General features: G+C 34.0%; 6 protein-coding genes. All 6 read left to right on the forward strand.

Translation table 11 applies throughout. The annotated features are described in order from the left end of the window. Positions 1-19: 19 nt before the first annotated feature. Entirely contained in the window at positions 20-1756 is a 1737-nt protein-coding gene (locus tag VFS71_RS03310) for an alpha-glucosidase (protein WP_326399362.1), read from the forward strand. Between the two features lie 26 nt (positions 1757-1782). Beyond that, positions 1783-3486, forward strand: coding sequence for an alpha-glucosidase (locus tag VFS71_RS03315; RefSeq protein ID WP_326399363.1), 1704 nt, complete (start codon positions 1783-1785; stop codon positions 3484-3486). A 183-nt stretch (positions 3487-3669) separates the two neighbouring features. Beyond that, positions 3670-4221, forward strand: a complete 552-nt coding sequence (locus VFS71_RS03320) for a hypothetical protein (RefSeq protein ID WP_326399364.1) — start codon at positions 3670-3672, stop codon at positions 4219-4221. A 493-nt stretch (positions 4222-4714) separates the two neighbouring features. Then, on the forward strand, positions 4715-6931 hold the full coding sequence (locus VFS71_RS03325) for an FG-GAP-like repeat-containing protein (RefSeq protein ID WP_326399365.1): 2217 nt from the start codon (positions 4715-4717) through the stop codon (positions 6929-6931). A gap of 44 nt (positions 6932-6975) precedes the next feature. Beyond that, the gene (locus tag VFS71_RS03330; protein WP_326399366.1) at positions 6976-7887 is read left to right on the forward strand and encodes a hypothetical protein; all 912 of its coding nucleotides are present in this window, start codon (positions 6976-6978) and stop codon (positions 7885-7887) included. Between the two features lies 1 nt (position 7888). Further along, entirely contained in the window at positions 7889-9445 is a 1557-nt protein-coding gene (locus VFS71_RS03335; protein WP_326399367.1) for a phosphatase PAP2 family protein, read from the forward strand. The last annotated feature ends 197 nt before the right edge of the window (positions 9446-9642 follow it).

The following is a 9642-nucleotide window of genomic DNA, read 5'->3' on the forward strand; positions in this document are numbered from 1 at the left end:
AAGACAAAAAAAAATAACCATGAAAAAACATCGTATTATATTGCTATATATATGTTTAATCCTCTTTTCATCCTTAAGCTTAACAGCCCAAGACAATAAGTCATTACTATTAAAAAACACCGATAAAAAATGGTGGAAAGAAGCTGTTGTTTATCAAATCTATCCACGCAGTTTTAAGGATAGTGACGGAGATGGTGTTGGAGATTTGAAAGGGATTATTTCTAAACTTGATTATATCAAAAGTTTAGGAATTGATGCGGTCTGGCTAAATCCTATTTATGCTTCTCCAAACGATGATAACGGCTATGACATTAGCGATTACAGAGCCATCATGAAAGACTTTGGAACCATGGAAGATTTTGATCTTTTGCTGAAAGAAATGCATAAACGCAACATAAAACTAATCATGGATTTAGTAGTGAACCATAGCAGTGACGAGCACGAATGGTTCAAACAATCGAGAAGTTCCAGAGACAACAAGTACAGAAATTATTATCATTGGTGGCCTGCCGAAAAAGGAAAACCACCCTACAGATGGAGCTTTTTTGATGTAAATAGCGAAGCTTGGAAATATGATGCCCAAACAAATTCCTATTACCTTCATTATTTTTCACAAAAACAGCCTGACCTCAACTGGGAAAATCCAAAAGTCCGAGAAGAAGTTTATAATATGATGCGTTTTTGGCTTGATAAAGGTATTGACGGATTCCGGATGGATGCCTTTCAGTTTGCTTCCAAAGACACTACTTGGCCAGAACTACCAAAAGGATATGAAAAAAATATTATCAAATATTACGGGGTTGGACCTCATTTACATGATTATTTGCAAGAAATGAACAAAGAAGTTTTCAGCAAATACGACATTATGACTGTTGCCGAAGGTGCCGGAAGTTCCCCTCAGGACGCGATGCTTTTTGTTGACCCTGACAGAAAAGAATTAAACATGGCTTATCATTTTGAAAGTGTAGACATTGGAAAACATCTAAATGATTTTGGATTGGTCAAATACAAAGCTATTTTTTCTCGATACGATCAAGAATTTAAAGATAAAGGTTGGTTGGCTATTTTTCTAGCCAATCACGATCAGCCGAGAATGGTGAGTAAATTTGGTAATGATTCCCCAGAATTTAGAGCAATTTCATCCAAAATGCTTTCTACTTTTTTAATGACAATGAGAGGAACTCCCTATTATTATTATGGAGATGAATTAGGAATGGACAATATCCGTTTCAATACTATTGATGACTATCATGACCTCGACACTCGCAATAAATATATTGCATTAAAAAATAAAGGTGGTGATTTGGAAGCTTTTTTAGAAGAACAAAAACAAACGTCCAGAGAAAATGGCAGAACCCCTTTTCAATGGGATGCAAAACAAAATGCAGGATTTACAACCGGGACACCTTGGCTTAAAGTCAATCCAAATTATACTATTGTAAATGCAGCTCAACAAGAAAAAGACCCTAATTCTACATTAATTTATTTTAAAAAATTAGTCCAATTACGTAAAAATGAGCCCACATTGATTTATGGTAAATTTGAATTGGTTGACGAAAACAATCCTGCTATCTTTGCTTACACTCGCACTTTAAACAATAAAAAATTACTAATCCTTTTAAATTTTACTTCCAAAAACGCTTCCGCAAAAACAGGAATCAATCTCAAGACAGCTAAAGTGCTAATGAACAATTACTCTACACAATCAACATCTGAAGAATTGCGCCCTTACGAAGCCATAATTTATCAGTTATAAAACAATAATTATTAAAACCATTTATTTTGAATACCCCATTAAACCCCGATAAATCAACCACCATAGTTTCAAAAATTGATAAAAAATGGTGGAAAGAAGCCGTAATCTATCAAATATACCCTCGAAGTTTCAAAGACAGTAATGATGATGGCGTAGGAGATTTAAAGGGCATTATTTCTAAATTGGATTACCTAGAAAGTTTAGGGATTGATGCCATTTGGATTAATCCCATTTATGAATCACCCAATGACGACAATGGATATGACGTGAGTGATTATTGCTCTATTCTAGCCGATTTTGGCACTATGGACGATTTTGACCTCCTGATGAAAGGATTACAAGAACGGGGAATCAAACTCATCATGGATTTAGTGTTCAATCACAGTAGCGATGAACATTTTTGGTTTCAGGAAAGTCGAAAATCAAGAACAAATGAATACCGAGATTATTATTATTGGTGGCCTGCCGAAAAAGGAATTCCACCTTATCGATGGAGTTGGTTTGATGTAAACAGCAATGCTTGGAAATATGACGAGACTACCGATGCTTATTACTTACATTACTTTTCACAAAAACAACCTGATCTCAATTGGAACAATCCAAGAGTGCGTCAGGAATTATATCAAGTAATGCGTTTTTGGTTAGACAAAGGCATTGATGGATTTCGAATGGATGCGTTTCAGTTTATTTCGAAGGATGATTCTTTTCCTGAATTGCCCCCTGAAATTTTGGGTAACATTCCCGAAATCATGAAATTTTACGGGAGAGGCCCACATCTACATGAATACATTCAAGAAATGAATCGCGAAGTTTTGAGTCACTATGAAGTTATGACAGTGTCTGAGGGTGCCGGTGCATCTCCAGAAGAAGCCATGCTTTTTGTTGATCCAGATCGAAATGAATTGAGCATGGCTTATCATCTTGAAGGTGTAGAAATAGGAAAGCACATTAACGAATATGGTTTTGTTAACTACAAAAAATTATATTCCAGATGGGATAAAGGCTTCAAAGAAAAAGGATGGCTTTCTATTTTCTTGGCCAATCATGACCAACCCAGAATGGTTAGTAAATTTGGAAATGACACTCCCGAATTTAGGGAGATATGCTCCAAAATGCTCTCTACATTTGTCATTACAATGAGAGGGACGCCTTATTATTTTCAAGGAGATGAATTAGGAATGATCAATATTCGTTTTGACAATATTGACGACTATAATGATATCGACACCAAAAATAAATACATTGCTATACAAAGCGAAAATGGAGATTTGAAGGCTTTTCTCGAAGAACAAAAACAAGCTTCAAGAGAAAATTCAAGAACACCAATGCAATGGAATACTAATGAAAATGCTGGCTTTTCGAATGGGAAACCGTGGCTAAAAGTGAATTCAAATTATACAACCATTAATGCTGAAGCCCAAGAAAAAGACCCCGATTCAACTTTAAACTATTTTAGAAAACTGGTTCAATTACGCAAACAAGAACCAACATTGGTTTATGGAACGTATACGTTATTAGACGAAGATAACCCAAAAGTTTATGTCTATCTAAGATTATTTGAGGATAAAAAAATAATTGTTCTACTTAATTTTTCATCAGAGAATGCCACATATAAATGTGATTTCAACTTAGAAAAATCGACAGTACTGCTTAGTAATTATTCCAGTAAAAATAACACAAGTAAATTAAGACCATTTGAAGCGCTTATTTTAGCCATAAATGAATCATAATTATACTTTTTAAGGGTAATTGTTAAAAAACTGATTTACAAAAATCTAAATAAACAAAGATAAATTCATATTAAAATATAAATTCACAAATAATTTAACTTAATTTTTAATATATTAAAATTTATTTATCAATTTTTTATTTTAATTACCAACAATCAATATTAATTGTTATTTTTGGGACGAATGAAAAAAATAGCTCATATACTACTATTTACCACATTACTTGTAACCTTGTTTTACAATGCATTAGGCTATCGTATGCTTTTTGCTTTTGATCAAGAGCAGGAATGGGTAACAGCTATGAAAAAAATTCCAGATCCTGAATTTAAGGTAATTCACCTTAATGCATCATTATACACATTTGCAGAAGATACTGAATTAGAATATGTCAATGAAAACATCTCATTAAACAACAAAAGCTATCATATTTTCAAAAAACAAATCAAGAACAACATCCTTAATTTGTACTATCTCCCAAATGTAAATTCTTCCTTGTCTACACAAGAAATCGAAAACATTGTTGACATTCAACTCTTCAATTCTAGCAACGAAAATAAAGGCGCTTCAAAAAAAATAGTCAAAACGTTTACAATTGATTATTTTATTCAACATCCCGAGTCTATTGCAATTTCAAATACAACAGCTTTCGAATCAATTCCTTTAATTTCTTTTTCAAAAGAGGAATTACATGCTGGTTTTGTACCTTCATTCTACTCTCCACCCGACTTGGCTTAGCTTTCATTTTTCACATGAAAAAAACAATGGCATCTAGCTTTTGGCATAATTTCTTATTCGTATTTTTCATTCGCCCTTTCAAAACTAATCATCAATTACGATGAATAAAATTTATTTTGAATTGTCATTTTTCAAAAAATACGCTAATTGAATTTAACAAATTATATTCTCTTTATTTAGAATACAATTATTGTCAGATACTAATTTTTCATGCTAAGCATTTTCTTCAATTTAAAAGAGAAAGAAAAAAATCACTCTTATCGGTTTGAGTTAAATTTATTTTTAGCCATGTAAACATTTTTACTGAAATAAATCTGTTTTATAAATCCATAGAGTCAAAACAAGTAAAATCAAAATTTTAAAAAATTAGTTTTTCATAAATGTTATTCATTTAACAAATGAGAGAACTAAATATGATTTTAATAATTCCTTAATTGGGCTTGAAAAGAAAAACACACAACCGTTAAAATGTAATTTTTTTTAAACAGTAAATATGAAACTTAAACACATCATACCCTTGTTTTTATTATTGCCATTGGTACAATCTTGCGAAAAGAAAGTAAATCCAAATGATGAAATGGTAGCAAAATTAGCAAGTACGTATCAAAAATACAGTGTCAAGGACAATTCGTTTTGCCCACAAGCTGAGGTAGCTTTTTTTGATTCCATAATTAATCATCCAAGCATAATCGATTCTAGGTTAACAACAAATTATTTTAAAGGAAATTCTCTTTTAAAACTTGGTAAAGAAACAGATGCAATATCCGTTTTTGAATACTTAATAAAAAAAGTTGGTTACACTAACAGCTATAGTCCTGAAATATTAAAAAGTTTAGCTATTTCCTATATGCGATTGGGAGAAAGACAAAATTGTGTATTGAACCACTCCTCAGAATCTTGTATTATGCCTATTCAAAACTTGGGAATACATCAAAAACAAGCCGGTTCAAGAAAGGCTATCGAAATTTACCAACAACTCTTAACTACTAATCCAAAAGATTACGAATCCATGTGGCTGCTTAACATCGCCTACATGACATTGGGCGAATATCCTTCAAAAGTCCCTCATCAATGGCTTATTCCAAACCTTGACAAAGACAATTCTAATTTTTCTATAAAACCTTTTGTAGATGTAGCTCCAAAATTAAAACTTAACAATCGAAACATGGCAGGTGGTGTTATTGTTGATGATTTTAACAACGACAACTATTTAGATATTGTCACATCAGACTGGGGACTAAAAGGTGCAATGCATTATTACAAAAACAATAAAAAAGGAGGCTTCATTGATTGCTCAGCCAAATCAGATTTAGGTCGTTTTACAGGCGGATTGAATATGATTCAGGCCGATTATGACAATGATGGCGATGTAGATATTTTTGTTTTGAGAGGTGCGTGGATGGGAAGATATGGTAAACAAGCCAATTCTTTATTACGCAACAACGGTGATGATACCTTTACTGATGTTACCATCAAAAGTGGATTATTATCTGAATTCCCTACCCAAGCAGGAGTTTGGAGAGACTTCAACAATGACGGCTGGTTGGATTTGTATATAGGAAATGAGAACAACTCTGACACCGACGAAACTTACCCTTCGGAATTATACATAAGCAAACGAGATGGCACTTTCAAAGAAGTTGCCCTTGCTACCAATTGTCAAATAAAAGATTATGTAAAAGGAGTTACCGCTAGTGACTATGACAATGATGGCCTTGTTGATCTCTATCTTTCGGGAGTGAGAGGAAAACGCACTTTGCTTAGAAATACGGGAATAAAAAATGGCTTTCCACAATTTGAAGATGTCACCCATAAAGCAGGTCTTGATGATGTAAAACTAAACACATTTCCAACATGGTTTTGGGATTATGACAATGATGGTTGGCTGGATATTTTTGTATGTGGGTATCAGTTTGACCAATCCATTGCTTATACTGTTGCTACAGAATCTTTTAAAATTCCAAATAACGGAAGTACAATGTACCTATACCACAATAACCATGACGGAACATTTACCAATGTTACCAAAAAATCCGGCTTAGACAAAGCTGTTTTTGGAATGGGTTCCAACTTTGGAGATATTGATAACGATGGCAATTTGGACATGTATATTGGGACAGGAAATCCTGACTATAAATCATTGATCCCCAATCGTCTTTTTAGAAATATGGGTGATGGAAAATTTGCTGATGTTACTATTTCAGGAAGAGTTGGAAACATACAAAAAGGACATGGTGTAGCTATTAACGACCTTGATAATGATGGTGATTCAGATATTTTTATAGAAATGGGAGGTGCTTATATTGGTGATTCTTACAACAACTCATTATATCTCAATCCTGGTCAAAATACTAATAACTGGCTAAGCTTACAACTTGAAGGAACAACAATAAACCGATCTGCTATTGGAACTCGTCTAAAAATTAGTTTCAGAGAAAATGGTATCAAAAGAAACATTTACAGAGAAGTAAATTCAGGAGGCAGTTTTGGGTCATCAGCATTAAAAAGAGAAATAGGTATTGGACAAGCAACACTAATAGATGAAATAGAAATCACTTGGTCCAAAACCCAAAAGAAACAGGTATTCAAAAACATAAAACCCAATCAATTTATCAAAATAAAAGAAGGGAGTAATGGAGTTACCAGAATTAAATTAAACAAAATAAACTTCCCAACAGATACACCAAAATCATCGATTTGTAAAACCTAAACCACAAATAACCAAAAAATATTAACCAAAACCTTTTTATTAAAATGAAGAAAATTTATTTAAGTTGCTTTTTACTAGGCACTTTTTTTGCAAATGCTCAAACAGAGATTGATGCCATTATGATGAGCAAAAACCGATTCTGCGTTGGATCAGTCTACCAATACAGCAGTTGGGATGAGTATTGGGAAGGAACCAACAAAAGAGAAAATTTGAATATGGGAACGGTTTCTACTCAATCCGTTGGAGTAATGGGTAACTATGGAATTACCGACAAAATCAATGTTCTTTTTAATATACCTTATGTAAAAACAAATGCTTCGGCTGGAACTATGAAAGGACAAGAAGGCATCCAAGACCTCTCTTTGACTGTAAAATACATGCCATTTGAAAAGAAAATCAAAAATGCTACTTATTCACTATATGCCCTTGGAGGTTATTCTACTCCAGTTTCCAATTATGCCGTTGATTATTTGCCTTTAAGTCTAGGTTTAGGGAGTCAAGTAGCCACCTTTAGATTAATGGGAGATTACCAACTAGGAAAATTTTTCGCCACTTTCTCAGGTGCTTACTTATTCAGAAGCAATGTCACAATTGAAAGAAACACCTATTTCACAGATGAAATACATTACACCAATGAAGTAGATATGCCCAATGTTATCAATATAAATGGTAGAGCCGGTTACCGCTCTGATAGATTAATTGCAGAGGCAATTATTGACAATTGGGTTACACAATCGGGAGGCTTTGATATCACTCAAAACAACATGCCTTTCCCTAGCAATACTATGAATGCTTTACGATTGGGAACCAATATAAAATACACTTTGAAAAAAATTCCGGAACTCGCTTTCATTGGAGGAACCAATTATGTGATTGACGGCAGAAACGTAGGTCAATCAACCAGTTTTTATGGAGGTGCATTTTATGTGATCAATTTTAACAAAAAAGTAAACTAAGATGAAAAATAAGATTCAAATAAATATTTCAAAAAGTCTATTAATACTTTTAGTAGCATTCAATTATGCCTGTAATGATGATATTTCTGAACGCAATAATCAATTCCCACAATTAAACCCAACAAACACAGACGAACTCGCAGGAACATGGAAACCTCTATTATTAACCGCTCCTGATGAATTTCCATTAGACGCTCCCATATCAACTGCATTACCGGCCTACACAAGAGAAATAAACGAAATAAAAAGCTACCAAGCAAATATTACCAAAGAGCAACAGGCTATAATTGACTATTGGAGTGTTGGCGGAGTCTTACGTTGGAATGAAATCATGAGAACTCTGGTTGCCAAACACAATCGCCCTCCTTTTCAAAATCCTGATGGTACATACCCTATTCCTTCAGGTGCAAATCCATTTGCTAACCCAGAATTTCCATTTTCAAATCCTCCATATTCTGCTAGAGCTTATGCTTATGTAAGTGCTGCACAGTATGACGCGATGATTGCTGCTTGGCATTACAAAAAACTATACAATAGACCTGCACCATTTGTTGTAGATGCAACTTTACCTGTTTTAATACCAAAAAGCAGTTTACCATCTTATCCTTGCGAAGACGCCGTATTGGCTGGAGTTACTGTTGAATTATTAAAATTATTATTCCCAACCGAAATTGCTTTCATTCAAGAAAAGGCAGAAGAAGAAAAACTATACCGAATTATTAGTGGTGCCAATGTACGCAGCGATGTTGATGCCGGAATAAGTCTGGGTAAAAAAATAGCAAGCAAATTTATTGCACGTGCTTCAACAGATGGAGCTGGAGCTGCTGTAGGAAATCAAAATTTATGGACCTTACTCGAAACGCAAACTGCAGCAACAGGAGAAACACCATGGAAATCACTAGAAATGCCGGCTAGACCTCCAATGCTGCCTTTGTTTGGAAAAGTAAAATCTTTCTTGATGACTCCTGAAATGGTTATTGCGAGTCGTCCAGTACCGCCTCCTTCAACAAAATCAGAACAATTTGCAAAAGAGTTGGCAGAAATAAAAGCATTCAGCGAAGACAATTCAAAAAAACATCAAGAAATTGTTACTTTCTGGGCCGATGGTGTTGGAACTTACACTCCACCCGGACACTGGAATGCCATTGCTTCTGAAGCATTTGTAGAACAAAACTACAGTGAAGTAAGATGGGCTCGAAACATGGCTTTATTAAACATTTCCATGATGGATGCAGCAATAAGTTGTTGGGATGCTAAGTTCTTATATTTTAATCCAAGGCCTACTCAAATGGATTCGTCTATAAAAACAACAACTGGTGTTCCTAATTTCCCTGCATACGTATCTGGACACTCTACTTTTAGTGGAGCTGCCTGCACAGTTTTGTCACATATTTTACCCGCTAAAGCAGAAACTTTCAAGGCTTTGGCCAAAGAAGCATCGGACTCAAGAATGTTTGGAGCCATACATTACAGAAGTGATTGCGAAAAAGGTTTGATTCTTGGCGAAACAGTTGGTAACTTTGCAGTAGCCAGAGCTAAAACGGATGGAGCCGAATAATTTAATTTATTGAATACAATATATTATTTAGTTACACAGTCTTAGATGGATAAAATTGTGGATCTTTAAATGACTGAACACTTTTAAAACCATTTTTTATTTAGTTAATAGTTTGGTTACTATGTTTAAAAAACAAATTCTAAGGCTGGTAACTATTTAAAATTACCTTTTAAAAACAAATTAATAACTTTAAGAAA

It is taken from the genome of Flavobacterium sp., from assembly GCF_035760125.1.
In the GTDB taxonomy this organism is placed as follows: domain Bacteria; phylum Bacteroidota; class Bacteroidia; order Flavobacteriales; family Flavobacteriaceae; genus Flavobacterium.